Source organism: Cupriavidus necator, assembly GCF_016127575.1.
Lineage (GTDB): Bacteria > Pseudomonadota > Gammaproteobacteria > Burkholderiales > Burkholderiaceae > Cupriavidus > Cupriavidus necator_D.
In genome coordinates, this window is the sequence record NZ_CP066019.1 from 2,300,441 (window position 1) to 2,326,651 (window position 26,211).

Annotated in this window: 18 protein-coding genes; 5 read left to right on the forward strand and 13 right to left on the reverse strand. The window is 66.8% G+C overall.

The window, feature by feature from the left end:
- Positions 1–276 precede the first annotated feature (276 nt).
- The 4 genes from I6H87_RS29375 to I6H87_RS29390 all read right to left on the reverse strand — a co-directional run bounded on the left by I6H87_RS29375 (position 277) and on the right by I6H87_RS29390 (position 11,118).
- Entirely contained in the window at positions 277–672 is a 396-nt protein-coding gene (locus I6H87_RS29375) for an immunity 50 family protein (protein ID WP_136227881.1), read from the reverse strand.
- A complete protein-coding gene (locus I6H87_RS29380; RefSeq protein ID WP_011617648.1) occupies positions 669–5,426 on the reverse strand; it encodes an RHS repeat-associated core domain-containing protein in 4,758 nt (1,585 codons plus the stop codon). The genes I6H87_RS29375 and I6H87_RS29380 overlap by 4 nt, the downstream gene beginning before the upstream one ends.
- Before the next feature lie 41 nt (positions 5,427–5,467).
- On the reverse strand, positions 5,468–8,422 hold the full coding sequence (locus I6H87_RS29385) for a type VI secretion system Vgr family protein (protein ID WP_011617649.1): 2,955 nt from the start codon (positions 8,420–8,422) through the stop codon (positions 5,468–5,470).
- 497 nt (positions 8,423–8,919) lie between these two features.
- Entirely contained in the window at positions 8,920–11,118 is a 2,199-nt protein-coding gene (locus tag I6H87_RS29390) for a TonB-dependent receptor family protein (protein ID WP_011617650.1), read from the reverse strand.
- A gap of 313 nt (positions 11,119–11,431) precedes the next feature.
- On the opposite strand from I6H87_RS29390, the gene I6H87_RS29395 reads away from it, so the two are divergent.
- Positions 11,432–12,052, forward strand: a complete 621-nt coding sequence (locus I6H87_RS29395) for a flavodoxin family protein (RefSeq protein WP_010811027.1) — start codon at positions 11,432–11,434, stop codon at positions 12,050–12,052.
- Between the two features lie 74 nt (positions 12,053–12,126).
- Here the strand turns inward: I6H87_RS29395 and I6H87_RS29400 are convergent, their stop codons facing one another.
- Positions 12,127–12,324: a hypothetical protein gene (locus I6H87_RS29400; RefSeq protein ID WP_081050138.1), complete on the reverse strand. Its 198-nt coding sequence runs from the start codon at positions 12,322–12,324 to the stop codon at positions 12,127–12,129.
- On the opposite strand from I6H87_RS29400, the gene I6H87_RS29405 reads away from it, so the two are divergent.
- On the forward strand, positions 12,292–12,984 hold the full coding sequence (locus tag I6H87_RS29405) for an MFS transporter (protein WP_081225831.1): 693 nt from the start codon (positions 12,292–12,294) through the stop codon (positions 12,982–12,984). The two genes, I6H87_RS29400 and I6H87_RS29405, sit on opposite strands and share 33 nt — an antisense overlap.
- A 10-nt stretch (positions 12,985–12,994) precedes the next feature.
- On the opposite strand, the gene I6H87_RS29410 is transcribed toward I6H87_RS29405, so the two are convergent.
- Positions 12,995–13,816 (reverse strand): HpcH/HpaI aldolase/citrate lyase family protein, encoded by an 822-nt coding sequence (locus tag I6H87_RS29410; RefSeq protein WP_011617652.1) that lies wholly within the window; start codon positions 13,814–13,816, stop codon positions 12,995–12,997.
- 11 nt (positions 13,817–13,827) lie between these two features.
- Positions 13,828–15,000, reverse strand: a complete 1,173-nt coding sequence (locus I6H87_RS29415; protein WP_011617653.1) for a CaiB/BaiF CoA transferase family protein — start codon at positions 14,998–15,000, stop codon at positions 13,828–13,830.
- Between the two features lie 125 nt (positions 15,001–15,125).
- On the opposite strand from I6H87_RS29415, the gene I6H87_RS29420 reads away from it, so the two are divergent.
- The gene (locus I6H87_RS29420; protein ID WP_011617654.1) at positions 15,126–16,103 is read left to right on the forward strand and encodes a LysR substrate-binding domain-containing protein; all 978 of its coding nucleotides are present in this window, start codon (positions 15,126–15,128) and stop codon (positions 16,101–16,103) included.
- A 107-nt stretch (positions 16,104–16,210) separates the two neighbouring features.
- A complete protein-coding gene (locus I6H87_RS29425) occupies positions 16,211–17,194 on the forward strand; it encodes a Bug family tripartite tricarboxylate transporter substrate binding protein (protein WP_011617655.1) in 984 nt (327 codons plus the stop codon).
- Positions 17,195–17,203: 9 nt separating this feature from the next.
- On the opposite strand, the gene I6H87_RS29430 is transcribed toward I6H87_RS29425, so the two are convergent.
- The 5 genes from I6H87_RS29430 to I6H87_RS29450 form a co-directional block, all read right to left on the reverse strand.
- The gene (locus I6H87_RS29430; RefSeq protein ID WP_011617656.1) at positions 17,204–18,601 is read right to left on the reverse strand and encodes a DUF3526 domain-containing protein; all 1,398 of its coding nucleotides are present in this window, start codon (positions 18,599–18,601) and stop codon (positions 17,204–17,206) included.
- On the reverse strand, positions 18,598–20,016 hold the full coding sequence (locus I6H87_RS29435) for an ABC transporter permease (RefSeq protein WP_011617657.1): 1,419 nt from the start codon (positions 20,014–20,016) through the stop codon (positions 18,598–18,600). The genes I6H87_RS29430 and I6H87_RS29435 overlap by 4 nt, the downstream gene beginning before the upstream one ends.
- On the reverse strand, positions 20,013–20,729 hold the full coding sequence (locus I6H87_RS29440) for an ABC transporter ATP-binding protein (RefSeq protein ID WP_010811018.1): 717 nt from the start codon (positions 20,727–20,729) through the stop codon (positions 20,013–20,015). Before I6H87_RS29440 ends, I6H87_RS29435 begins: the two co-directional genes overlap by 4 nt.
- Before the next feature lie 21 nt (positions 20,730–20,750).
- Complete coding sequence (locus tag I6H87_RS29445; protein WP_011617658.1) at positions 20,751–22,862, reverse strand: TonB-dependent receptor; 2,112 nt, start codon at positions 22,860–22,862, stop codon at positions 20,751–20,753.
- Between the two features lie 138 nt (positions 22,863–23,000).
- Positions 23,001–23,408, reverse strand: a complete 408-nt coding sequence (locus tag I6H87_RS29450; RefSeq protein ID WP_011617659.1) for a DUF2946 family protein — start codon at positions 23,406–23,408, stop codon at positions 23,001–23,003.
- A gap of 208 nt (positions 23,409–23,616) precedes the next feature.
- Here I6H87_RS29450 and I6H87_RS29455 point away from each other — a divergent pair, with 208 nt between their 5' ends.
- Positions 23,617–24,774 (forward strand): methyl-accepting chemotaxis protein, encoded by a 1,158-nt coding sequence (locus I6H87_RS29455; RefSeq protein WP_011617660.1) that lies wholly within the window; start codon positions 23,617–23,619, stop codon positions 24,772–24,774.
- Positions 24,775–24,868: 94 nt separating this feature from the next.
- On the opposite strand, the gene I6H87_RS29460 is transcribed toward I6H87_RS29455, so the two are convergent.
- A complete protein-coding gene (locus I6H87_RS29460; RefSeq protein WP_011617661.1) occupies positions 24,869–26,206 on the reverse strand; it encodes an aspartate aminotransferase family protein in 1,338 nt (445 codons plus the stop codon).
- Positions 26,207–26,211 lie beyond the last annotated feature (5 nt).

A 26,211-nucleotide genomic window follows, 5' to 3' on the forward strand; every position in this document is an offset into this window, starting at 1 on the left:
CCAGTTGTCACGCTGACGTCCGCTGGAGGTATTTCAGCGACCTGTTAATCCTTGCTTCAACAATTTCATCCTATCCATACCTTGTGGCAAATCATTTTGTCGCCCCACTAATGTATCGGATATGCCGTCCATCGATCATGGATAACATTGTGGTTCTGATAGCCCGTTGGTCGGGGGCAGGCTGATTGCCGTGACTCAATTCCACAGGGCCTACCGGGTTCGACACGTTACTGATTCGAGGGCGCGGCGTCAGCTTGCGGCCCCTTCGTATGTCTTTCACGGACTGCCAACATGCCCGTAAGTAATGCTCTCGATGCGAATCCAATCACATGAGAATGCCAACGTAGTTTGATTTTTGCATACAAACCGCACAGATACTGATTCTTCCATATCCTCCCATTCGAACTTGTCGATGATGTTCTCATGCCCCCAGTGGCTGAAGGACAAGCAGCTCAAGCCGACAAATGATAGCTTAATATGAACCACGTCATAGTTCTTGGGCCATCGGTCAGGGCAAGATTTTGGCTTCTCTTCAGTTATAAGCTTGACCGATAGCCGCGGCTCATCGCGCTTGACATGGACGTCAGAAAGTTCAGATCCACTAAGTGACGGAAACTCACCATATATGGAAATCATGGCTTTGGGATTCATTAACCTCGCAGTTGTCTTCATTTCTTATTCCGGCAATTGAAATGGTAATGATCGTCCATACCATCGACTTTGCCCGTCCGAGTATTGTCTTCGGGGCGTACATTATGGTGCGACGGCTGGTCGCCAACACCTCCTTCATTGTAGTAGTGCCCTGCCGAGTGGTCTTGAATAATCACATTCTTCCCATTCAACTGATAGGTCAACTCTCTGGTCATGATCGGGTGCTTGTCGTTGCCGAGGATCCAAGCACCGCTTGAGTCAGTTAATGGAACCATTTTCTGACTTGTTGGTTGCTGAGACATTGGAATGCCAAGCTGTCGCCGAACTTCTCTCAGACTAGCGCGCCGCGTCTGACTGCATGCCAGCCCGAGCGGATCAACCCAGCTTATCGGGTTCGGCGCGTACTGATTCAGGTTCAGCCCGCCAGCCAGCCCGATAGGGTCTTTGGAGACGAAGCGCCCGGTTCCCGGATCATAATACCGGTGCCGGTTGTAGTGCAGCCCATTCTCGTGATCGTAATACTGCCCCTGGAAGCGCAGCGGATTCTGGATGCCGGCCTTCCTCGCGGCGTTCGAGATTGCCTCCTGCGCGGCGCCCCATGCCTTGTACTGCGCGCTCCACGCCAGCTCGCCCGCCTCGTCGGTCAGTTCCTGCGGCGTGCCCAGGTGGTCGCATTGATACCAGGCCAGCGCCTCGAACGGCTGCGGCGCAATCTCGCGGGTCCACAGCGGATCGTCGTCCAGGTCGTAGTCGCCCTCCCAGGCGGGTTCAGGCAGCAGGTCGATGGCCTCGCGCCGCACCGCCTGCGCCAGCGGCACCAAACTGCCCGGCTCGTACAGGTAGTGCGTGGTGCGCTCCGCACCCGGTATTATCCGGAAGTGGTCGCCGACACCGGCCTCGGGTTCCTGGCGGCTCTCCCACGCAAGTTGGTCACCGTCCCAGCCATACAGCGTGAAGGCGCAGCCGTATTCCTGGTTCAGCCGTGCCCGCTCGTTGCGCCGGTAGATTTCGCCGTCATTCTGATTCTCGAAGTAGTTGGCCGATGACGACTTGGACAGCCGCCGCCCAAGTGCGTCGTACCGGTAACGCACCTCCACCTTCGGATTGTGCCAGCCCACCAGCCGGTTGAAGGCATCCCAGGCGAAGCGCTCATGGACACCGTTGACCACGCGCAAACTCAGGTTGCCGCGCTCGTCCCACTCGTAGTGGGTACCGGCGTACTGCTTGAGCAGGTTGTCCACCAGCTTCGGGCGGCCTTGCAGGCGGCTGTGGAACTCGGGCCGGCCACGGGCCGGGTCGGCTTTGAATACGCGCGTGTCGGGGTCGTGCAGCAGATTGCCCGCCGGGTCGAAGTCAAAGGTTTCCACCCCGAGCGCGCTGTTGGCCTCCAGCAGGCGCCCCACCGGATCGTAGCGGTATTGCAGCGTGCCGCGCCGCAGGTCGCGGATGCTGGACAGTTGCCCCGCCGCATCGTATTGGTACTCGCGGCGCAGCATGCGCTGGCCCGCATGGGCGCCCTCGACGTGTGAAAGCGTCTGCTCCAGGAGGCGTCCCGCGGGGTCGTACACCTGCGACTGCGCCAGCCGGTTGCCCTGCGTGCGGGCAATGTCCCGGTGCAGGTTGTCGCGCTCGAACTGCACCAACTCCCGGTCGTCCAGCATCACGCCGTGCACATGGCCCGAGCCGTAGGTAAGCACGCCCACGCGGTGCCCGTCCGGGCGAACGGTGGCGATGCGCTGGTTCAGCGCGTCGTATTCGTGCCGCCACACGGCCACCAGCGGCTCCTTCAGGCAGCGGTAGTGCTGGTGCTCGCGTACCACATTGCCCGCTGCATCGTGGAACCATTGCAGGCGGCTGTCGGCGTTTTCGGCCAGGATCAGGCGCCCGTTGCCGTTATAGGCGAAGGTTTCCGTCAGTACATGCGGCACCCGGTTGTCGGCGTCAATCAGCCCCGCACGGCGGCGCGTGAGGCGACCCATGGCGTCAAAGACGAAATCCGTCATCAGTTGGCCCGAGTCCACCGTCCAATCCAGCAAGCCGCTTGCCGGGTCGTAGTTGTACTCGGTCGTCTTGCCGTCGAAACCGCTCTCGCGCAGCAGGCGCCCCACCGGGTCGTACTGGAATTCGGTGCTGGCGCTGTTCTCGTTGGTGAGCGTGGCCAGCCGTCCCAGCCGGTCCCACCGGTAGCCGAGCGTCTGGCCGGCGGCGTCGGTGCGCTCGGCAATCAGACCGACCTCGTTATAGCGCCAGGCGGTGCGGCGGTGCAGCGCATCGGTGTGCACCAGCAGCCGCCCCTCGGCGTCGCGCTCGAAGCGCTCCACCCGCTGGTCGGGATGGGTAACGCTGGCGAGCTGCCCGGCCTCGTAGTGGTACTGGGTGGCATTGCCCGCCGCATCGGTGAACCTGACCAGTTCCCCGCGCTCGCCGTACTTCCAGGCGCTGGTCTTGCCCGAGCAGTCGGTGTAGCTGGCCAGCTGTCCGGTGGCGGTGAAGGCGAGCTGCTTCTTGCCGCCCTTGGCATCGGTGATCTCCACCGGCAAGCCCGACTTGTTGTAGGCGTATGCTGTCTTGTGCCCGAGCGGATCGATTTCCTCGGTCAGGTTGCCCTTGATATCGTAATCGCGCAGCCACAGCCCGCCCTCGGCGTCGCGGATCTTGATGAGCTGGTCCTTATCATCCCAGGCGTAGTGCACCACGCTGTCGTCGGGGCGGATGTGTTCGACCAGATTGCCGCGCTCGTCGTAGGCATAGCGATCGACCGCGCCATCGGTGTGCACATGCTTGACCACGTTCTTGGCGTGGTCGCGGAAGAACCACTCCGACAAGCCATCCGGGTGCTGGATGCGATAGGTGTAGCCGAGAATGTCGTAGTAATGCCAGGTCTCGTTGCCATGGGCATCGGTAACGTAGGTCAGCCGGATGTTCTCGTCCCACTCCAGGCGGGTATCGAAACTACCATCGTCGGCCCATTCGCGCACGGCCCTGGCGTCCGGGCCGTCACCTTGCCACTGCAGGTTCATGCCGCGCCCGGTGCGGTCGGTATAGCGCGTGACGAGATGGTGCTGATAGGTGTACTCCCAATGCGCGGCGTTCTCGTCCTGCGCCATGGTGAGGTCGCCCGCATCGTCGTAGGTGTAGCGGGAAAGCTGGCGCACCAGCTTGCTGTCTGCGATCTGCCACAACTCGGCAATGCGGCCCTTGGCATCCGGGCGCACACCAACGTGGGCGAAGACGGTCTCGCCCTGATAAGCGATCACGTCCGACAGCACGGTGTCGCCGTCAATGCGGTGGTCGTAGTGCAGCGCGACACCTGCACCGCTTCTAAGCGTAATGCCGGTCAGGCGGAAGCGCTGACCATGGCGCCGGTAGGTTTCCTGGCTCTCGAAGCCGCGCGCCAGCGTCAGGCCGTTCTCCGACACCCGCACCAGCGTCACGTTATCGATGGGGTCGTGGTGGAACTTGCCCACCGCCGGCAGCGGGTAGTCGTGGCTGCGCCCGTCGGCGGCATGGTAGCGCAGCGCTTCCTGGCCCTCCTTGCGTATCACATCAAAGCGCGTGGTGTACGGCGTGATCCAGCGCGCGCCCTGTTCACCGCCGTCATAGGCGCCCAGGCTGGAGCGGTAGGTGCGCGCCCAGTCGATGGGGAACAGCCCCGGCAAGACAAAATCGGTGTGCGACAGCGTTTCGTCGCCCATTGCAAAACTGATGCTGTTGGTGCTGCCCGCCGGCGCGGGACAGTTCTTGCAGCGGGGGCTGGCCTTGGCCGGCGCCTGGTGGCTGCTCACCTCCAGTTCGCCTTCGTGGCCGGTCTTGCGGGCCTGGCTGGTTTGCTTCGGGTGGACGTTGGCGGCCTGATGGTTGCCTTTCCTCTTGCGCCAGGCAGCCACCGCCTGGACCAGCATCGACAGCAGCCAGCCAATGCTGTGCTGTAGCCTCGGGTCGGCGAGCCTGGTCATCTGCGCGCGCAGCACGGGCCCCATGGTCCGCAACTGGCCGACATGGGCCACCACCGTCTGCCGGATTTCGGCCGGCATGCCAACCTTGACCGCCGTGTTGACAACGGCCTTGCCAGCGGCCTTGTAGGCGTTCCAGGTAGCGTTCAAGAAGTTGCCAATGGCCTTCTTGGGATCATGCAGGAGTTGGCTGGCACCTTCTCGTGCCTGGCTGACCGCTGTTTGCGCATTGCCGGCAGCGTTGAGCTTGCCCAGCGCCACCTTCTCCAGGCCGCCGGCGACCTCCAGCACCATCTTCTCGCCCAGCACCCCGGCATCATTGAGAATGGTGGCGAGCTTGGCCTGCGCCTTGGCCACGAAGTCATCGATCTCACCGATGATGGTGGCGTTCAGGTGCCCGACCAGCACCTCGATGATCCCATCCCCCAGCGCGGCCTTGGCCGCCTGGCGTAGCTCCTGGCGCACCAGCGCCAGCGTCGGGCGCAGGCTCATCCTCGCGGCGGCCATGGTCGGCGGCGCGGGCAACACGCCGATCAGGTTGATGCCCAGGCTCACCCAGTCCAGGAAGTTCTGCGACTTGGTGCGTACCAGCGTGACGACATCGCCCAAGGCGTCGACCAGCGCGATAATGTTGCCCACCACCGGCAGGCTGCCCGCCACGGTCTTGATGCGCTCCAGCGTCACGAGGCCGCCGCTGGCGCTTTGCAGCCAGGCGTCGAACCTGGCGGCGCCCTTGCCGATGTCCTCGAGCGCGATGGTGTTCAGGGGCGCGACGGCGGTTTGCGGCTCGCGCGGCTTTGCTGCGGGTGTAGGTTCAGCCATAGGTCAAGTCAAGGATTGTTCGTATTCTTGGCTCGATGTGCTCAGACAAAGCCGGGCACGCGCATCGTGGTCTGCGTGGGATGCGGGCTGGCCTTGGCAAGCGTCGGCGTGCCTGCGGTTGGCATGGCCTCGCCCAGCAGGCTCTGCGCACCGGACAGGCCCAGGCCAACCAAGCCGGCAGGACCGGCCTTGACCGCGCCGGCCACTTGTTGCGCCAGTTGCAGTGCCTGGGTGGCCTGTCCAGCGGCTGCCAGCACCTGGCTTGCCATGGCGCCGGCGGCGGTGCCGACAGCAATGCCTGAAGCCTGCGTCAGCGCGCCTGCGCCGTCGGCCGATGCGCCGGCCGGCGGCCAGGTTGGCTTGGCGACATAGCTGCCCTCGGCCCAGGTATCGGTCGGGTCCTTACCAAAGCTGACCCTGGCCGGGCCCGGTGCGATGCCGCTAACCGCCGCGAAGCCCTTGGTGTCGAGCTTGCCAGTGGTGACCTTGCCCAAGGCGTCCTCGACCGTGAAGTCGCCACCATCGATACCCAAGCGGTTGGCGTAGTGATTGAACAGTTCGAGATTGCCCTTGCCGGGCTTGGGCGGCTCGGGGAACTGCGCGACATACTTCTGCGCACTGGTGAAGGTATAGCTGGCCGCGTGGATGGTGTATGGGCCGCTCGTCTTGTGGGTGATGCCGCCCGCGTTGTAGATGGTGGCGCTGCCACCGCCCGCCACCACCAGTTCCTCCTTGGCCGACAGCGTGATGCGGTTGGCCGTGGCCGTGACGTTCAGCTTCGCCAGCAGGTTGATGCTGTCCTGCAGCGCGCGCAGGTCGATGTCGCCCCCGGCGGCGACCAGCCGCCAGCCCATGCTCTGGATGAAGATGCGCACGCCCCGGCTTACGCTCGCCAGCAGGCGCTGCCCGATGGCGAGGCTCGTGTGCCCGGCGCTGGTGAAGGCCAGGTGCTCTCCAGCGGCGAAGTGGGTCGAGCGCGCGGTACTGGCCTCGATGCCGGCCGGGCTAGCCAGTACCAGGTGGGGCGCGGCCAGTTCTGGGAAGTCGCCGGTCTCGGCGTTGGCGGTACCATTGCCCCGGATGTCGTCGTTCTGCGCCTTGATGATCTTCGCGACCTCGGCTTGGTCGGTGCACTCTTGCGCGTCGTGTTCCTGCGCCAGTTCCGCCAGCGTCTCCTGCTGGTCACGCGCCACCGTGAGGCGCTGCACCGTCTCGCCCATGTCCTTGTGGTGGGCACTGGCGTTGGCGCGGGGCTCGGTGGTAAGCAGCATGCCATTGGCACGCACCACGCCCTGCGCGTCGGAGCGCAGCTCGAAGCCTTCGCCACGCTTGTCCTTGCGGCCACTGCCGCGGATGATGCGAGTGAGGAAGCCCAGCCCCAGCCACGAGGTCTGGTGGTCACTCTGCAGCTGGGTCTGGATCTGTCCTTCGCTGGCGTCCTGCACAAAGGTATTGGTGCGATTCCCGTGCACCTCCTTGCTGACGAAGCCCGACAGCGCGTGGAACTCCGGTAGCGGCCACTGCGGCATGTTCAGCTTGTTGGGCACGCTGCCGGTCACGATAGGGCAATCCGGATCGCCGTTCAGGTGCTCGACCATCACCTCCTGACCGATGCGCGGCACGTGCACGGCGCCGAAACGCTCGCCCTGCCAGGACGAGGCCACCCGCACCCAGCATGAGCTATTGGCGTCGCGCTTGCCTTGCCGGTCCCAGTGCAGCTGAATACGGATGCGCCCGTACTCATCGGTCCACGTTTCCTGGCCCTCTGGACCGACCACGGTGGCGGTCTGCGGCCCGTGGGCGCGCGGCTTGGGCTGGGTGCGCTCGGGGCGGAACAGTTCGTTGGACGGCTGGGCGGTGAATGCCACCTCGCAGCGCCACGGCTGGCTGCCGCCCGACGCTTCCGGTACGTCCTCGATCAGCAGGTGCGTGCCGAGAATGATGTATTCGCGGTTGGCCTTGGGCTGGATGAAGTTCGCCAGCGTGAAGGTGCAGCCGGGCACCATGGCGCGCACATTCCCGCGCCCGCTGGCGCGGCTGCCATGCTGGCGCAGCGCTTCCATGCGCTGCCGGGCCACCTGGTCGCCTTCCTTCCACGGGTCGTTGCCGGTGGCCGGCTGGCTGTGGTCGCCAGGGAACTCGTAGATTTCCTGGCCGGCGTGCGCGGTGTCGAGTGGATCAGCAGCGCGTACCGTCAAGTCGGCCCGCGTCTTGACGAAATCGTAGTCGGAACTGGTCCACTGGCCCGACACCAGCCGGTCGTGCAGCTCGAACTCATGGAGGTGTTCCTCGTCGATGCGGTCGGACGAGCGTGCCCAGCGGATCGAATGGTAGGCGGAGCTGGCAAACGGGGCAAAGGCGCCGTTGCCGTCGGTCAGCACCAGCCGGTGCTTGCCCTCGCTGTGTTCGATGTGCCAGGAAATCCCCCATTCTTGAGTGAGGCGCTGGAAGAAGTCGAAATCGCTCTCGCCATACTGGACCTGGTATTCGCGTTTGGGGTAGCGCGCCACGTCCAGGCGCCGCTCGACCGGGAAGGTATAGTCCGAGAGCAGCGTGTCGAGGATTTCGACGGCGCTTTGCTGCTGGAAAATGCGGAAGTCCTTGGTCAGTGTCGCCAGCCACAGCCAGGGGCGCAGGGTGAGGCGATAGACAATCTGGTGACCGACTGCAATGGGGCCTCGCACATCGGTGACCATGCCCGTGATTTCTCGCGTGCCCGCGCCGACACCGCCCGCCATTCCGGTGCCCATGCCGTCGAGCTGAATCGTGACGGTCAGCTCCTGGCCGCGCAGCGCCTTCGTATCGAGGTCCGCCGCCGGGCCGAACAGCGCTTGGCGGTCGTCCGGCGTCTTCAGCTCCAACTCGTATTCGAACAGTTCGCACAAGCGCTCGGTGCCAGACAGCTTGGAAAGCACCAACGCGGGCTGCCCCATCAATTCGGGCAGGCCATTGCCCTTGACAGTGACGGTACGAGAGGAAAGCGATCGGCTGCCCATGCAAACACGCTCCGTGAGAATGGATTGGTGACTGCCACAGGCAGCCAATGGCTAGCTATTTTGCGGGGCGATCGCTGCGCCCGCACTTGATGCGCATCAATACGCCTTTTATATGGAAGTGGAGTCCAGCCGGATATCGGACGTTTCCTATAAATGAATGCGATCTATTTAAATCAGAATTAAAAAAAATCTGAGTTTTCAGGCGGGATTTTCGTTGGCTGGTATGAGCGGACAGGCCGGCGCGCGTGAGTCTCCCGCGATGCCATGACGATTTCTTGCAATGGAGGTTACGCGGTCAGTGTGTGCCACCAGCGCGCCTGCGTCGTACTTGGCGTCGCTGGCGAGCGAGTTGTCGATGGTGGTGAGAGCGTAGGGGGGAGCACACCAACGGTATGCCGGAACCAGTGGCATTAGCCCGCTCTGAGGGATACAGGACAGCTTTGCCAGCCTGACGGCATAGAGTCCTGATCCGCAGGCTGACCGCTATCCGGCGCGCCTCAAAGGGCAGCGCGCAGCCCCAGGAAGAAGCGCCGCCCCGGCGCGGGTTCGAAATACCGCCCGTTGGCCTCGTTGACGATCACCGAGCCGATATAGCGCCGGTCGGTGAGGTTGTCGATGCGGCCGAAGACGTAGAGCCGGGTCGGGCCGATGCGGAACTCATAGCCGGCGCGCAGGTTGAACACCGCATAGCCTGGCGCGGCCTGCGTGTTGAGATCATCGGCGTAGACGCGGCTGTCCACGCGCATCTCTGCCCCCAGCGTCAGCGGCGCAGCCGGCCGCCATGACAAGTCCGCGCCCAGGCTGTGGCGCGCGGTGCCGGGCAGGCGCTTGCCGGCCGCCACGGTCTGGCCCTGCGCGTTGACGAAGCTGTCGCCAAAGTAAGCATCGAGCCAGGTATAGGCCAGTCCTGCCTCGATACGGCTGCCGCCGCCCTTGCCCGGCGTGCCCACCTCACCGAGAAAGCCGCCGCGCCAGCCCAGTTCGAAGCCGCGCCGGTGCACGCCGCTGACATTCTGGTAGACGGTGCGCCCGGCATTGTTCGATTGGGGCACCACCTCGTCGTGGCTGTCGGCATCGAACAGCGCCGCCTCCAGCCGCTGCCCCGCCGCCTGCCACTTGATGCCGATCTCGCCCTGGCGGCTGGTGGAGGCCTGCAGCCCCAGGTTGCTGCCTACGCCGCCGGGTCCGTAGGCGACTTCGGTCAGCGTCGGGGTCTCGAAGCCGCGGCCGAGGTTGGCGTAGACGTTGAGGGAATCGAGCGCGTGCCACACCACGCCAAGCACGGGGCTGACGTTGCTGTAGGTCGCGCTGCCACTGTCATCGGGGCTGGCCGCATTGATGAAGTGGTCGTCAATGCCAAGCCGCACCCGGCTGGCGCGCACGCCGCCCACCAGTTGCCAGGCCGGGTGGAAGGTCCAGTCGAACTGCGCAAACGCGCCGAGGTCGGTCGCGGTATTGGTCTCGTCGCGGCGCAGCGCGCCCTGCGTGCCGTTCTGGTTGACGTAGCCGTTGCGGCCATCGCGCATGCCGTTGGCTTCGAGCCCGGCGCTCCACAGCAGCGGCAGGCCGGCGGCGGTGGCGGTGCGCCGGCTCCATGACAGCGCGGCGCCGCCGTAGGTGCGGTCCAGGTCGACGATGCCGCCGGCCGAATTCGGCGCGGCTCCGCTGAAGCCCAGCCGCTGGTACAGGTTGCGCGTGCCGCCGTACAGGCGTGCCGACACGCTGTCGGTCCCGGTCAGCTGGTGGTCCACCACCACGCCGGCCTGGGTCTGCTCGACGTTCTTGCCGGTATCGAACTGGGTCGCCGCGGACACCGCCTGGCGCGGATTGGCATCGGCCTGCGCGCGCGTTAGCCCCAGCGGGTCCTGCGCCAGCGGCTGGTTGAAATAGTTGAACTGGCCGGTCACGCGCGTGCCGCTCGCCGGCTGCGCCACTACCTTGGCATTGAGCTGGTAGCGGCGCGCCGCGCTGTGGTCGCGGTAGCCGTCGGTCTGGTAGGTCCAGGCGTCGAGCGAGCCGCCGAGCCGGTCGTTGCCGCCGGCCAGCGCGATGCCCGCCTGCCACTGGCCATCGGAGCCGAAGCCCGTCGACGCGCGCCCGCTGAAGCCGTCCTTGGGCGGATCGGGCGTGAACACCTGCACCACGCCGCCCGACGCATTGCCATACATCTGCGCAAACGGGCCGCGCAGCACCTCGACCCGGCTGGCGTTGGCAAGGTCGGCAGTGGAAGCCTGGCCCTGCCCGTCCGGCATGGTGGCCGGGATGCCGTCGACATACAGGCGCACGCCGCGCACGCCGAAGGTGGAGCGCGTGCCAAAGCCACGCACCGCCAGTTGCAGGTCCTGCGAGTAGTTCTGCCGGTCGCGCACCGCCACGCCCGGCACGCCGGCCAGCACCTCGGACAGGTTCACCAGCGGCGTGGCGCTGCGCAGCGGATCGACCGGCACGCTGTCCACCGCCGCCGGCGCGTCAAAGCGGCGCTGCTCGCTGCGGGTGGCGCTGACCACCACGTCGGGCAGCGTTTCGGCGGTGGCGGCGGCCACTGCCGTGCCGGGCGGGTCGGCGGCACGCGCGCCGGCGCTGGCCAGGACCAGCGCGGCGAACGCCAGCGCGGAGCGGTTCGCGAACGGGATGCGGGGGATACCGGAACGGCGCTGCTGCCGGACCGCCAAAATCTGCCTGCCGCCTGGTTTCATGGGATCGGAAGCGGTTGCGGGTTCTGGCGCGGAGGATGGAGGCGCCGGGCACAGGTGAATGTGTCGCAACTTTATCGTGTCCACAGCACTATTGCCACGCGCTTGGCCGCGGGGAAAACCCGCGGAGGAGATGGAGCCGGCACCGGATTCCGGTTGTTCAGAAAAATTCAACAACTGATTGCATGGACGCTCACGCAGTCCGCCCCACGGCTCCCTACACTGCTTTCACCACCCGCCGCAACCGCACCAGTCCATCACGCGATGCAGCATAAGGGTATTCAGATTTTCGCTACTACCAAGGGGATCCACCATCATGACCACCGCACAAACCCGCGTCGCCATCGTCTACCACAGCGGCTACGGCCACACCGCCAAGCAGGCCCAGGCCGTTGCGCGCGGCGCCGGCAATGTCGCAGGCACTGAAAGCCTGCTGATCCCGGTCGAGGACATCGACCAGCACTGGGACACGCTGGAACAGGTTGACGCCATCATATTCGGCGCGCCGACCTACATGGGCAGCGCCTCGGCACAGTTCAAGGGCTTTATGGACGCCACCTCGCGCAATGTCTTTGCCAAGGGCGGCAAGTGGGCCAACAAGGTCGCAGCCGGCTTCACCAACGCGGCTTCGCGCTCCGGCGACAAGCTGGCCACGCTGCAGCAGATCGCGATCTTTGCGGCGCAGCACGGCATGCACTGGGTCAACCTGGGCCTGCCCCCGGGCCACAACAACTCCAAGTCGACCGAGGACTCGCTGAACCGCCACGGCTTCTTCCTGGGCGCCGCCGCACAGTCCAACGCCGATGAAAGCGCCGACGTGGTGCCGCCGCTGGCCGACCTGCGCACCGCCGAGCACCTGGGTGCCCGCGTGGCCGAAGTGGCGCAGCAACTGGTCGCGGGCCGGCGCGCGCTGGCGGAACTGAAAGAAGCTGCCTGATCCGGTCGCACCCAGACACATCGGCCCCACATGGGGCCGATTTTCTTTTCCGGGCAGTCGCGAGCCCTGGGCGCTCAGTACAAGACTTCCAGCTCGTCGAACAACTCGCTGTCCTTCTGCGCCGCCGAGCGCGCGCGGCGCCGGATTTCCTGCAGCAGGCAGTCGGTGAAGCACTGCGCCGCGGGGCTGCGCACCGCGTTATGGCGCGTGATGATGCCGAGCCGGCTGGTCTCGTCCTGGTGATCCCGCTCGGTCTCTATATCCGCCGCCACCTGGAAGAAACCGCCGAAGCGCCGGCCGCCGGCGCGCCGGGCCATGAACGCGCAGGCCTGACTGAAATCTTCCGTGGGCACGGCCGCGTGGTGGTGGCCGGCGTGCTGGTGACGATCGGCGGCACCTCCGCCACCTATATCGTGCTGCACTACATGACCAGCTACGCGGTGACGGTACTGAAGATCCCGCTCGGGCTCAGCATGGCCGCCGGCTGCGTCGCCGCACTGGTGCAGGTGGCCCTGTCTGCGTATGCCGGCAGGCTGTCCGACCGCATCGGCCGCAAGCCCGCCATCCTGTGGTCGCGCGTGGCGATGCTGGTGCTGGTCTACCCCGCCTTCCTGCTGCTCAACGCGCGGCCGTCGCTCGGCACGCTGCTGGCCGTGGTCGCGATGCTGGCCCTGCCGCTGGTGCTGAACGTAGTGCCGTCCGTGGTGCTGATCACCGAGCTGTTCCCGCGCCGCATTCGCGCGAGCGGGCTGTCGGTGGTCTATTGCATCGGCGTGCTGGTGTTCGGCGGCTTCGCGCAGCTGATCGCCACCTGGCTGATCGAACTGACCGGCAATGCCAGCGCCCCTGCGCTATATGTGATCGGCTGCGGCCTGATTTCGCTGGTCGGGCTGGCGATGGCGCCGGAGACGGCGGGCAAGCGGCTGGACTGACTGTGGCAGACTACCCACCGGACAAGATCCGGCGCGCGCGCTCCAGCACCGGGCGGTCCACCATCTTGCCGTCCACCGCCACCGCGGCGCCATCGGCAGCGGCAGCCGCGGCCATGACGCGCCCGGCCCAGTGCCGTTCATCGGCCGACGGCGCCAGGCCGTCGTGCACGCCGCAGACCTGGCCCGGGTGGATCAGCAGCTTGGCGCCAAAGCCGAAGGCCCGGGCGCGGCGCGTTTCCGCGGCAAGTGCGGCGTCATTGCCGATTGCGGTGCAAACGCCATCCACGGGCGCGGGCAAACCCGCCGCGCGGGAATGAAGCACCAGCCGGCTGCGAAAGTAGTGCAACGCCTCACCGTCGTCCTGCACGTCGAGATCGAACATCAGGTCGATGCTGCCGAACAGCAGCCGGACCACGCCGCCGGCACGGGCCAGCTCGCGTAAGCCGGCGAAGCCGGCGGCGTTCTCGACCAGCGGGAAACAGCGCACACCGGGCAATGCCGCAGCAAGCGCATCGACGCCGGCCGAATCGGCCTTCGGCAGCACGATTTCCGAGACACCCTGTGCGCGGCACCAGGCGAGATCGTCTTCGTAGTACGCGGTATCGGCGCCGTTGATGCGCACCAGCATGGCGACGCCGGCTGCCGCTGCCTGCTGGCCCAGCGCCGCCCACGGGGCGCCAAGCCCGTCGCGGGCCTGCCCCTTGTCGGCGGGCGCGACCGCATCCTCGAAATCGACAATGACGGCATCGGCGCCGGAGCCGATCGCCTTGGCGATGCGCTCCGGGCGCGAGGCCGGGACAAACAGGTAGCTGCGAGGATTGGCGATCGGCATGGCTGCTCCTTTCAGACTGCGCCGGCCGAGCGCAACGCGGCAATCTGCGCCGCGGTCTGGCCCAGTTCGGCCAGGATGGCATCGGTGCTCGCGCCGAGCGACGGAATCGGGTCCATGCGTGCCTCGGTCATGCCCGGCGGCAGCAACGCCGGCACCGGACCCACCGGCGTGTCGACCTGGCGCCAGCGCTGGCGCGCCGCCAGCTGGGGGTGGTCCCAAACGTCAGCGATGGTATTGACCCGCGCATTGGCAATCCTGGCGGCCTCCAGCCGGTCGGCCACTTCGGTGGCGGTCAGGCCCGAGAAGCTGTCGACGATGCGCGCGCGCAGCGCGGCGCGGTTCTGGTTGCGCAGGCTGTTGCTGGCAAAGTCGGGATGCGTGGCGAGATCGGGTTCGCCCAGCACCGCCTCGCAGAACACGACCCACTCGCGCTCGTTCTGCAGTCCAAGCATCACGGTCTTGCCATCGCCGGTCGGAAACGGGCCATAGGGATAGATGGTGGCATGTGCCGCGCCCGCGCGCGGCGGCGGCTCGGCGCCATCGAAGGCGTAGTAGAGCGGGAAGCCCATCCACTCCACCATCGATTCCAGCATCGAGATATCGATGCGCTTGCCGCGCCCGGTCTTGCCGCGTTCCAGCAGCGCGGCCAGGATATTGGTATAGGCGTACATGCCGGCCGCAATATCGGCTACTGAGGCACCTGCCTTGACGCCGTCGTCCGGCGTGCCGGTCACGGAGACAAAGCCGGACTCGCTCTGGACCAGCAGGTCGTAGGCCTTCTTGTCGCGGTACGGGCCGTCGCTGCCATAGCCCGAGATATCGCACACGATCAGGCGCGGGTACTTTTCGCTCAGGCTGTCGAAGTCCAGGCCCAGGCGCGCGGCCGCGCCGGGCGCGAGGTTCTGCACCAGCACGTCCGCGCGTTCGAGCAGTCCGGCCAGCACGGGGGCGGCCGCGGCGTGCTTGACGTCGAGCGTGAGGCTCTCCTTGGAGCGGTTGGTCCAGACGAAGTGCGAAGACAAGCCGCGCACGCGCGTGTCGTAGGCGCGGGCAAAGTCGCCGCTGCCAGGCCGCTCGATCTTGATGATGCGCGCGCCCAGGTCCGCCAGCTGGCGGGTGCAGAACGGGGCCGCGATCGCCTGCTCCAGGGAAACGACGGTGATGCCTTCGAGGGGATGGGGCATGGTGGTATCCGGTTTTGCGCAATGTCCTGACGGCAATCTACCGGAGCGGGCCGCACCTGGGAAATACCGATTGCCGAGGGGATCATAAGTAAAATGAATACTTTGGAATTCTCCCGGAGCCTGCCATGGACCTGCGCGCCATGCGCTATTTCATCGCCATCGTCGACCAGGGCAGCCTGACGCGGGCAGCCGAAGTGGTCTGCGTGGCGCAGCCCGCACTCAGCCAGCAGCTGGCGGCGCTGGAAAAAGAGCTGGGCGTGCCGCTGGTCCATCGCGGCGCCAAGGGCGTCAAACCCACCGAAGCCGGCCGCACACTCTATCGCCACGCCCGCAATATCCTGCGGCAGGTGGAGATCGCCGGCGCCGAGGCCCGGGTGGCCGGCACGGATGTTACCGGCATGGTTGCCATCGGCCTGCCCACCACGGCGGCAGCGGCATTCGGCATGCCGCTGATCCGCGCGGTGCGCGCCCGCTATCCGCAAATCCGGCTGCAGCTGTTCGAGAGCATGAGCGGTTATATCTCGGAGCTGCTGGACCACAACCGGCTGGACTTCGCCATCCTGTTCCGCGATGTGCCGTCGCGCGCGGTGGAACTGGAGCGGCTGGCAAGCGAATCGCTATACCTAGTCGGGACGCTTCCCGTGACGCGCGGGCGCGCAAAGGCGCAAGCGAAGCCTCGGGCGCTGGCCGGTGCGGAAGGCGCTACGGTCGCGATCAAGGCACTGGGCGAGCTGCCACTCGTGCTGCCAAGCGGCTCGCAGGGCCTGCGTGAAGTGGTCGAACTTGCCTTCGCGCAGGCCGGCGTGTCGCTGAACGTGGTGGCCGACCTGGATTCGCTGCCCTTCCTGCTGGCGACCGCGCGCGAGGGCCTGGCCTGCACCATCCTGCCCGCGTCGTCGCTGTCCGACGCGGACAGCGAAGTGCCGCGGCACCTGATCGTGCCGGAACTGCGCCGCACGCTGTCGCTGTGCTGGCCACGCGCGCTGCCGCGCACCAGCGCGGCCGAGGCCGTGGCGGAGATGCTGCGTGAGCTGGTGGCCGAGCGCATTGCGGCGGGCGGGTCGCTCAAGCCGCTCATTTCGCCGCCTGCGGCCGATCAATAAAACTTATGCCCGTAGTCGGCGATTGAATTTCACGCCGGCGCGGCAGTCGGCTAGAGTTGCCACCAGCCTGGGCCGGCATTCACGGCCCCGCAATTCCAGGAGACACCATGCAACGCACCCGCCGCGCCCTGGCAGCCGCCGCTGCCCTGGCCGCATGCCTGCCGCTGTTCAGCGCCAGAGCCCTCGCCGCCGCCCCCTATCCGTCCAAGCCCATCCAGATGATCGTGCCGCAGGCACCGGGCGGCACCAACGACATCGTCGCGCGACTGGTCGCCGCGACCCTGTCGCAACGGCTCGGCCAGCAGGTGGTGGTGGAAAACCGCCCGGGCGCCGGCGGCAATATCGGCACCCAGGCAGCGGCCCGCGCCACGCCGGACGGCTACACGCTGCTGATGACCATCAGCAGCACGCAGGCCATCAACCCGTCGCTGTACCGCAGCATTCCGTTCGACCCGGTCAAGGATTTCGAGCCGATCGCCCCGGTGGCAAGCGTGCCGAACGTGCTGGTGGCCAATCCCGCCTTCCCCGCCAAGTCGCTGCCCGAATTGATCGCGATGGCCAAGGCCAGGCCGGACTACTACCGCTATGCCTCCGCCGGCAATGGCACGCTGAACCACCTGCTGGGCGAGATGCTCAACAGCATGGCCGGCATCAAGCTCGAACATGTGCCCTACAAGGGCGTCGCGCCGGCGCTGAACGATGTGCTGGGCAACCAGGTGCCGCTGGCCTTCGCCAGCCTGCCGTCGGTGCTGGCCCATATCAAGGCGGGCAAGGTGCGCGCGCTCGGCGTCAGCTCCGCCAAGCGCTCGCCGTTCGCGCCGGACATTCCCGCGATCAACGAAACCGTGCCCGGGTATAGCGGCGACCTCTGGGTCGGCCTGTTCGCGGTCAAGAATACGCCGAAGGACGTGACCCAAAAGCTCGGCCAGGCCATGCAGGAGATCCTGGCGGACAAGACCCTGCGCGACAAGCTGGCGGCACAGGGCGCCGAAGTGATGACGGGCACGCCGCAGCAGTTCAGCAAGATGCTGGCGTCCGACATGGACAAGTGGGCCCGCATCGTGAAGGCATCGGGCGCGCAGGTGGACTGAGCGCGGCGTTCAAGGGCGCGCCAACCGCGCCCGGAACACCACGAGCAAGCCTAGCATTGCCGCTGCCAGCCCAAATTGCTGCAGCCCGCCAATCCCCACCTTCCCGCGCTCCCCTTCAATCCACTCGAACCGCGGCGCATTCCGATACTCGTCCGTCGACACGCCACGATAGCCCATGATGCGCGGGACGAAGTACGCGCGCCACTGCGCTTCGAAGCGGTCTACCCGTGCCATGAAGCTGGCGTACCGCGGCGCGTCACTGCCTGCCAGCCGGTCGGCAGCAAGCAGCAGCGACAGTGGCGGCGACAACCAGCCCCATCGTTCCGCCTGCTCGAAACGCAGCGCGCGCGCCTGGTCGAACGCGGACACGACCGGCCGGATATGCGCTGCCTGGTCGAGGTAGCGCGGCATGAAGCTGACCGGCCATGCGTGCTGTCGTGCCGTGGCCGGGGCCCACTGCGGATTAGCCTGATACCACTCGTCCACCAGGGCCGACATCCTGGCTTCCGCGCTCTGCTGCGCCGCGCGGATCTGGACGATTGCCGCCAGCCGTGACGGCATCGGCATCGTGCGATCCGCCAGCGCCGCGACCATCGCAGGCGTGCCGAAGGTGGCGATGACCCACAGGCCAAGCCCGGCCAGCACCGCCGTGGCACCGGAACCGGGCAGCAGGTTGAGCGCACCGCTGGCCGCACTCCAGAACGCGATGAACGCCGTCACGCAGAACAGCCATGCGAGATACGCCGACAGCGTTGCTGCGGGGTCCAGCACGAATGCCAGCGTGGAAGCGAGCACTGCAATCAGCCAGACGGCGCCCGCCCGAACCGCGATGGCGGCGAACAGCACACGCCCGCCGGCCGCACCCTGCGCCATCAACATCCGCCACGTGCCATGTTCGCGCTCGCCCTGGACCATGCCTGCGCACAGGCAAACCAGCATGAGCGGCGCCAGCAGCGCGATCGCCGTCGCCAGGTCGAAGGTGCCATAGCGCTGCAACAGCGGGTTGGCCAGCCGCTCCTCGTTGCGCGCGTCGGTGTGGCGGCTCTCGACAGTGACGCGAACCGACGGCGGCAGCAGGTCCAGCACGCTGCTCGCCAGCGCCAACCCGCCACCTGGCGGCAGCTGCGCCACCGGGGCTTCCGACCTGGCGAACCGGAATGCCGCCATGGCGGCCTGCTCCGGCGATGCCGGCGATGCCTTGGCCTGGGCAAGGCGCAACGCCGCCTGCCCGTTTGCTTCCAGCTGCTGCAGCTTCTCATGCCATGCGCGCGCACTGAGACCCGATGCCAGCGCGCACGCGCACAGGGCGGCAGCAAACAGCAGCAGCGCCCAACGGGCACTGCCCGCCGCGCGGAAGCGGCGGCATTGCGCGGCAAGCGCCTGCCTGGTCTGTCTTATGGGGTTCATGGCTGTATCCTGCGAAGAGAGAAGAACAGGCCGGCCACGGCCAGCCCGCACCACCAGAACATGATCGCGATCTCCGGCAACGCTGCCCGCAGCGCGAACAGCGCCGGCGGCATGGTGTAGGCAAAGGGCCGGATTGCGCGCCAAAGCGCAGCGCCTGCGTACCTGGCATCGAACGAAGTCATGCCGCGCGTGTGGCTGGCATCCCATTCATCGATGGCCGTGTTGACGCTGCGCCGATAGCGCTCCGCGGCGGCCTCGTAGTCGCGCTGGTGCGAGAGATCCGTTCCCGCCATCTTCATGGCGAAGTTGCGGATCGCCAGCGTGGGGCTCAGCAGCGCGGCGGCGCGCATCACGTTCTCCTGCGCCGCATAGCGCTGCCACAGCGCATCGAAATGCAGCGCATGGACCCGGTCGGCGTAGGCGTCGCGCTCCAGCCGCCGCAGCGGCGCCGCGCCCACGGGCAGGTCCTCGAGGCGCGTGACGCCATAGCGCGACAGCAGCGCCGCGTCATGGCGTTCGGTGCGGGCCGCCAGGTTGCCGTCGCCCGGCAATCCCTCCGTGAAGTCGCGCTGGATCGCCGCCCAGAACGCTTGCGCCGACGGCAGCGGCACGGCATGCCGCGCAACCGCCGCGCCAATGCCCGGGATCACGAAGACAAAGGCCAGCCACAGGCCCACCAGCACGAACAACGCGCTCCTGCCGTCGGCCAGCCAGGCCGACACCGCCAGGCCCAGTCCCACCAGAATCGCGGTGTATAGCAGATAGGCGGCACCCAGGCCCGCTGCCCGCCACCAGACCGCACCATCCAGCGTGCCGCCGGCGCTGGCCGCGATGACCGGGGCCAGCGCGACGGCCAGCGCAAACACGGCAAAGCCCGCGCCCAGCGCCAGGAATTTGCCGGCCACGAGCCTGGCCGGCGCCACGCCGGCGCCGTGCATCATGCGCAGTGTGCCGCGCTGCCGCTCGCCGCTGACGGCATCGAAAGTGACTGCGATCACCAGCAGCGGCAACAGCACCGCGAACACGAAGCCGGCGCTCAGGTCGCCGAAGCGGGTGGATGGCAGCGCATCCTGCGCGGGCTCGAAGCGCGCCACATTGCGCCGGTGCGGCTCCAGCCACAGCGCCTGGCCAAAGTAGTCGCCCAGCCCCGGCTCGATCACCGTCAGCGCGGAGGCGGGCCGGAACACGTACAAGCCGAAGTGCGCGCCGCGATGCGGATGCTTGTCACCCTGGTCGTCCCACTGCTGCCGCGTGGCGGCGGTAACCTGCGCCACCTCGCTGGCGACGGCGGCATGCCGCTGCAGCGAGGCCAGGATGGCGACGGCCAATACCGCGGCGCCGATCGCAAGCAGGGCTGCGAAGCGCCCCTCCCTGGCCATCGCCCTGAGTTCCTTCACAACCACGGTCCTGATCATGGCGCAACACCCTGCGCGCGCGCATGGGCCAGGTAGGTTGAGGCCAGTGCCTCGTGGCCGACGGTGGCCGCGTCAAACTCGGCCACCAGCACGCCGGCACGCAGGATGCCGATGCGGTCGGCGAGCTGCCTGGCGTTGAACAGGTCATGCGTGGCCATCAGCACCGCCGTGCCCGCGTCCGCCGCTTGCCGGACACGGCTTGCCATGTCATCGGCCGCGGCCGGGTCCAGCCCTGAGGTCGGCTCGTCAAGCAGCAGCAATGACGCGGATTTGGCCTGGGCGATGGCCAGGCCCACCTTCTGGCGCATGCCCTTCGAGTATTTCGCTACGCGCCGGCCGTGCGCGTCGCGGGCCAGCCCCGCGCCGTCCAGCAGCGCCGTGGCCTCGGCACGCGACAGGCTGATGCCGGCAATCGCGCAGAAGTAATCCAGGTTTTCCGCGCCGGACAAGTAGGGATACAGCGCGACGTTCTCGGGCAGGTAGGCGACGCGCCGCCTGACCGCAGCCGGATCGGCAACGGGCGACAGTCCGTCGACCAGCACCGTGCCACCGGCCGGCGGGACAAACCCCAGCGTCACATCGATGGTGGTGGTCTTGCCCGCGCCGTTGCCGCCCAGCAAGGCGTAGATGCAGCCCTTCGGCACGGTAATATTCAGGCCGTCCACCACGCGACGCCCGTCGCGATGGACAACCAGGTCACGAATTTCAAGCATGTCGTGTCTCCGTCGAATACGTCAGAAGAAATAGCGTGCCGCCATGCCGGCCTGCCATTTCGGCTGCGGCGCTACCAGCAGCCCCGCTGCGGACCCATACGCGGCCTCGGTCGAGAACCGGTGCGGCTGCAGCACCGCGAACAGCGACAACTGGTATTGCTTCCAGTCGAGCACCGCACGCAAGTCGAAGCGCGTGTAGGCTGGCATGAAGCGCAACTGGGTCTGCGGCGCCCCCATGTAATAGGGAATACCGGTAGTCAGGTAAGCATCGGCATTGACCGTCAGTTGCGCGCCCTGCAGCCGCTGGCGGTACTCGGCGCCCAGCTTGAGCTGGTGCCGGGGAACCGAAAGCCTGGCCCCCGTGTTTGGCAGCGGGTTGTTTGCTTCGGCCTGGATGATCTGCCCGTAGCTGGCGTAGACCGACACCGGGCGGATGGGCCGCCAGCGGGCCTCGAGCTCATATCCCTTGCGCGTCGTGTCGCCGACCGACTTGAACGATCCGTCCGGCTGCCCCACGATCTCGTCCTCATTCAGCGTGTAGTAGGCTGCTGCGGTCACGGTCAGGTTGTTGGCCGGCGTCGCGGTAAAGCCCACGTCGTAGGATTTCACCTTCGACGGCGATACGTCATAGACCGTGCCGCCGGGAGCGCCCAGCGGGCCCGTGGCCCCGCTGCTGCTGATCTGCTCCGCGGCCGGCGAACGGAAGCCCTGCGCGACGTTGGCGAACAGGTCGAGCCGGGGCAGCACCGACCAGACCGCGCCGAGCTTCGGCGTGGTGACGCCCGAGAAGTAGTCGGTGCTCGCTGCCGGCAGCTTGCGGTTGACGATGTCGTAGTCGAACCAGTCGCGCCGCAGGCCGGCGGTCAGCTTGACCGCTTCGACGGGCCTGAACTGCCCCTGCACGAACAGCCCGTAGGTGAGCAGGTCGAGCTGCTGCGCGTTGATATAGTTCGCAGTGGGCACGCCACGCACCCAGATCTGGCGCTGCGCGTCGCCGCGGTCGCGGCGCACTTCCGCGCCGACCATGAGCGCGGCCCGGTCTCCGAAGGTGAAGTTGTTGGCCAGCCGGCCGCCGAAGATATTCCGGTCATCCGAACCCACGGTGTGCTGCACGCTGCTGGTGGCAATGCCACGCTCGCGCTCGAAGGCTTCCCCGTACAACGTCGCATACCAGCCGTCCTCGCCATGCGCCGGGGCGCGATTCAGCGCGAACATCGAACGCTTGCCGCTGCCGAAGCCCGGCAGCCCGTATTGCGTGGAGCGCGGGTCCACCTTGCCGGATTGCAGGTCGCTCAGCAGCAGGTAGCCGGCGGCTGTCGATTCGGAGCGATAGTGGTTGAGCCGCAGGCTGTAGACGCCGTCGCCGATCCTGGTCGACAGCTTCCAGAAAAAGTTGTCGCGGTCGGTGCTGCCGTCGTACCGGTAGCTATGGGTGCGGTAGATATCGGCCACGAACAGCGACTTGATCGGCTCAGGCCCGGGCCGGAACGCATGGCTGCCTGACAGGACCAGTGTTGCGCGCTTGCCGTTGTACCGGTCGAAGCCGATGCCGATGCTGGAGGGCACGTCGCCCGACTGCGTGCTGATCGGCACGGCACCCGCCCGGTTCTGGTCGCCATACAACGCGGACACCGGCCCCTTGATGACGTCAATCTGGCCGATCATGTCCGGGGTCAGCCATTCCAGGAATGCAGGCCCATGCCCGGCGCCGGCCTGGCTGGACGGCATGTTCTGCGGCACCCCGTCCACATAGACTGCGGTGTCGGCGCCGTGCGTGCCCTGGGTGGCGAAGCCGCGCATGCGGAAGCCGTTGCCCGTGTCGCCCTGGTCGATGTTGTTGGCCACCACCCCAGGTACACGGCGGAACATGTTGGAGATGTCCCGGCCGATATTGATGGTGCCCAACTCGTCGGCGGTGACGACCGAGACCGCGGTCGGCAGGCCGGTGCTGTCCGTGGTCACGAGCTTGCGTTTGCCTTGCAGGCTGGTGTCCTGCGTCGCCACCACGCTGACTTCCGGCAGCACCGTATGCTGGCCTTCGGCAAATGCGGCCTGACTGAAGACGCCCGACGAGAGCGAGAGCAGTGTCCAGGCCAGGGGGCGCGCGGCACCCGTGTTTTCGTTCTTGTTCATGAGGCCTCGCGGCAGCCCGGCGGTATCCGCTACGGGCACCGGGCTTGCCGTACAAAATTCAGACGTGAGCATGCCGCCCGCCTGGCATGACGCAGCGGACGCGCAATCAGATATACGGGAAAGGGATGCGGCCGGGGGTTAGCCGGCGGCGCGGGGCAGCGCCGGTGGCGCGCGCAAGGCGGGCGGAGAGAGGAAGCGGGTACGCCATGTCGGCGCGGCGACATCGACCTGCCGTACCCGTGACAACAGGCGCAGGATGACGCAGAGCATTTGCACCGCGATGGCGGCGCTGATGAAGAGATGCAACCGGGGCGAGCACCACAGGCAATCGCATTCCGTCGTGCCATCGGCAGGCACGCGGTCCGTGTCGGACGTGTCCGGCGTGGCGGCCGTATCGGGGATTGCGCCTGCGCTTGTGTTCGCCACGACAGCCTCCAGCCGCGTTCCCGGTACCGCATGCACGTGCGTCACCGCGGCCCACGCCTGCACTAGCAAGAGCAGGAGCACGGCCCAGATGAGACGAACGAAGTTCGCATGCTTACGCATTGATGGAGGCGCTGGCTGTGTCGACCGGCGCCATATTAACGCAACTCAATTGCAATTGTAAGTCGATGCCGCGACAAGCCTGTCCTGCAAGCCGCTAAAGACTGCACCGTTCCCGCCGTTAAGCAAGAGTTGGCCAGCGAAGACATTGGCAAGACAGGCAGCCGGCACGCCGGCGCCTGCACTTCTGGGGTGGAAACGGGGGAGAGACATGCAAAACCTGGGGATTCGCATACGCCTGGGCGCGGCGTTTGGCGCCATGTGGTCGCTGATGGCGATCGGGATCGCGGTGGCCTTGCCGCGGATGCAGGAGGCGGCCGATGCGCGGCGCCTGCTGATCGCGTTGGGCGTGGGTGGGCTATGCCTGGCGGTGGGCGCGGTCTGGGCGCTGGCGCGCAGCATCGAGGCGCCGTTGTCAGAAGCCGTCTACATAGCCGAGACCGTGGCGGCGGGCGACCTCAGCCAGGAGTTCGACACCGAGCGCGGCGGCGAGTTTGGGCGGCTGCTGGGCGGCCTGGGAGAGATGGAAGACATGCTCACCGACCTGGTGACACGCATCCGCGCTTCCACCGATTCGATCACCGCCGCTTCGCACCAGATTGCCGCGGGCAATACCGACCTGTCGCAGCGCACGGAAGAGCAGGCGGCGGCGCTGGAAGAGACCGCGTCAAGCATGGGCGAGCTGACCTCGATGGTGCAGCAGAACACCGAACGCGCGCGCGCCGCCAACGGGCTGGCGGCAACCGCATCGGGAATCGCCGCGCGCGGTGGCGAAGTGGTGGGCAACGTGGTGCAGACCATGTCGGCGATCAGCGCCAGCTCGCGCAAGGTCACGGACATCATCGAAGTGATCGAAGGCATTGCCTTCCAGACCAATATCCTGGCGCTGAACGCGGCGGTGGAAGCCGCGCGCGCGGGTGAGCAGGGGCGCGGCTTTGCCGTGGTGGCCGGCGAGGTGCGAACGCTGGCGCAACGCAGTGCGTCGGCGGCGCGGGAGATCAAGCAACTGATCGACGATTCGGTGCAGCAGGTGGACAGCGGCTCGGCACTGGTGGGCCAGGCCGGCGAGACCATGCAGGAGATCGTTCAGGCAGTGGCCAGCGTGACCGGGCTGCTGGGCGAGATCACTGCGGCCTCTGAACAGCAAAGTGCCGGGATTGCGCAGGTCAACGAGGCGGTGGCGCAGATGGACACCGTGACGCAGCAGAATGCGGCGCTGGTGGAGCAGGCGGCCAGTGCCTCGCACGAACTGGCGGGCCAGGCCACTGAGCTGCAGCGCGTGGTGGGCGAGTTCAGGCTGGATGCGGAACCGGCGTCAGCACAGGCGCCGGGGCATGGCGCATTCAGGCAGGTTGCTGCGTTCGGCTGATGTGGGCAGCGCGGATTGCTGACTGATTGCGCGCCCCCTCTCCCGCAAGCGGGAGAGGGGAGCGAACCAGCGGGAGGCAGGACCCTTCAGCAATTCAAGCCGTCACGCAAGCCGGCAGCACTGCCTGCACCGCCGCCGCAAAGCGCTCGACAATCCTGTCGATATCCTGCGGCGTGCAAATAAACGGCGGTGCGAACAACACGTGGTCGCCATGCACGCCATCGACCGTGCCACCCATCGGATAGACCAGCAGGCCGTTCTGCACGGCGGCGGCTTTCAGGCGCGCATGCGTCTTCAGCGCCGGATCGAGCGTGGCCTTGCTGTCGCGGTCGGCCACGAACTCCACACCGACGAACAAGCCGCGTCCACGGATATCGCCCAGGTTGGGATGGTCACCCAGCACCTCGCGTAACCGTGCGCGCAGTTGCTCGCCGCGCGCCAGCACGTTGGCCAGCAAGTTGTCTTCGGCAATGGTCCGCTGCACCGCCAGCGCCGCGGCGCAGGCCGTGGCATGGCCGATATAGGTATGGCCATGCTGGAAGAAGCCGCTGCCGCCGACGATGGCGTCGTAGATCCTGCGCGTCGACAGCATCGCGCCGATCGGCTGGTAGCCCGCACCCAGGCCCTTGGCAATGGTGACGATATCGGGCACCACGCCATCCTCTTCGCACGCGAACAGGAAGCCGGTACGGCCCATGCCTGACATCACTTCATCCAGGATCAGCAGCACGCCGTACTTGTCGCACACGGCGCGGATGCGCTTCAGGTAGTCGCCCACCGGCGGCACCGCGCCGGCGGTGGCGCCCACCACGGTTTCGGCAACGAAGGCGGCCACCGTGTCGGGGCCAAGTTCCAGGATCTTGGCTTCCAGCTCGTCGGCCAGGCGCTGTGCGTATTGCGCGTCGGTCTCGCCGGCCTGCTGGTCGCGGTAGGCATAGCACGGCGACACGTGGTGCGCCGGCACCAGCAGCGGCAGGAAGGGCTCGCGCCGCCAGGCGTTGCCGCCGATGGCCAGCGCGCCCAGGGTGTTGCCATGGTAGCTCTGGCGGCGCGCGATGAAGTGGCGGCGGCTGGGCTGCCCTGCTTCGACGAAATACTGGCGCGCCAGCTTCAGCGCCGACTCCACCGCTTCGGAGCCGCCGGAGACAAAGTAGACATGGTCGAGATCGCCCGGCGCGGCCTGCGCCAGCGTCTCGGCCAGCGTTTCCGATACCTCGGTGGTGAAGAACGACGTATGCGCGTAGGCGATGGTGTCGAGCTGCGACTTGATCGCCTCGATCACGCGCGGATGGCCGTGCCCCAGGCACGACACGGCGGCACCGCCGGAGGCGTCGAGATAGCGCCGGCCTTCGCTGTCGATCAGTTCGATGCCCTGCCCGGCAACGGCAACGGGCAGCTTCTGGCGCGGATTGCGATGGAATACGTGGGTCATGATGG

What these genes read in the sequence shown, in the direction of transcription:
- I6H87_RS29375 (WP_136227881.1), bottom strand. Translation starts at nt 672, where the DNA reads ATGAAGACAACTGCGAGGTTAATGAATCCCAAAGCCATGATTTCCATA.
- I6H87_RS29380 (WP_011617648.1), bottom strand. Translation starts at nt 5,426, where the DNA reads ATGGCTGAACCTACACCCGCAGCAAAGCCGCGCGAGCCGCAAACCGCC.
- I6H87_RS29385 (WP_011617649.1), bottom strand. Translation starts at nt 8,422, where the DNA reads ATGGGCAGCCGATCGCTTTCCTCTCGTACCGTCACTGTCAAGGGCAAT.
- I6H87_RS29390 (WP_011617650.1), bottom strand. Translation starts at nt 11,118, where the DNA reads ATGAAACCAGGCGGCAGGCAGATTTTGGCGGTCCGGCAGCAGCGCCGT.
- I6H87_RS29395 (WP_010811027.1), top strand. Translation starts at nt 11,432, where the DNA reads ATGACCACCGCACAAACCCGCGTCGCCATCGTCTACCACAGCGGCTAC.
- I6H87_RS29410 (WP_011617652.1), bottom strand. Translation starts at nt 13,816, where the DNA reads ATGCCGATCGCCAATCCTCGCAGCTACCTGTTTGTCCCGGCCTCGCGC.
- I6H87_RS29415 (WP_011617653.1), bottom strand. Translation starts at nt 15,000, where the DNA reads ATGCCCCATCCCCTCGAAGGCATCACCGTCGTTTCCCTGGAGCAGGCG.
- I6H87_RS29420 (WP_011617654.1), top strand. Translation starts at nt 15,126, where the DNA reads ATGGACCTGCGCGCCATGCGCTATTTCATCGCCATCGTCGACCAGGGC.
- I6H87_RS29425 (WP_011617655.1), top strand. Translation starts at nt 16,211, where the DNA reads ATGCAACGCACCCGCCGCGCCCTGGCAGCCGCCGCTGCCCTGGCCGCA.
- I6H87_RS29430 (WP_011617656.1), bottom strand. Translation starts at nt 18,601, where the DNA reads ATGAACCCCATAAGACAGACCAGGCAGGCGCTTGCCGCGCAATGCCGC.
- I6H87_RS29435 (WP_011617657.1), bottom strand. Translation starts at nt 20,016, where the DNA reads ATGATCAGGACCGTGGTTGTGAAGGAACTCAGGGCGATGGCCAGGGAG.
- I6H87_RS29440 (WP_010811018.1), bottom strand. Translation starts at nt 20,729, where the DNA reads ATGCTTGAAATTCGTGACCTGGTTGTCCATCGCGACGGGCGTCGCGTG.
- I6H87_RS29445 (WP_011617658.1), bottom strand. Translation starts at nt 22,862, where the DNA reads ATGAACAAGAACGAAAACACGGGTGCCGCGCGCCCCCTGGCCTGGACA.
- I6H87_RS29450 (WP_011617659.1), bottom strand. Translation starts at nt 23,408, where the DNA reads ATGCGTAAGCATGCGAACTTCGTTCGTCTCATCTGGGCCGTGCTCCTG.
- I6H87_RS29455 (WP_011617660.1), top strand. Translation starts at nt 23,617, where the DNA reads ATGCAAAACCTGGGGATTCGCATACGCCTGGGCGCGGCGTTTGGCGCC.
- I6H87_RS29460 (WP_011617661.1), bottom strand. Translation starts at nt 26,206, where the DNA reads ATGACCCACGTATTCCATCGCAATCCGCGCCAGAAGCTGCCCGTTGCC.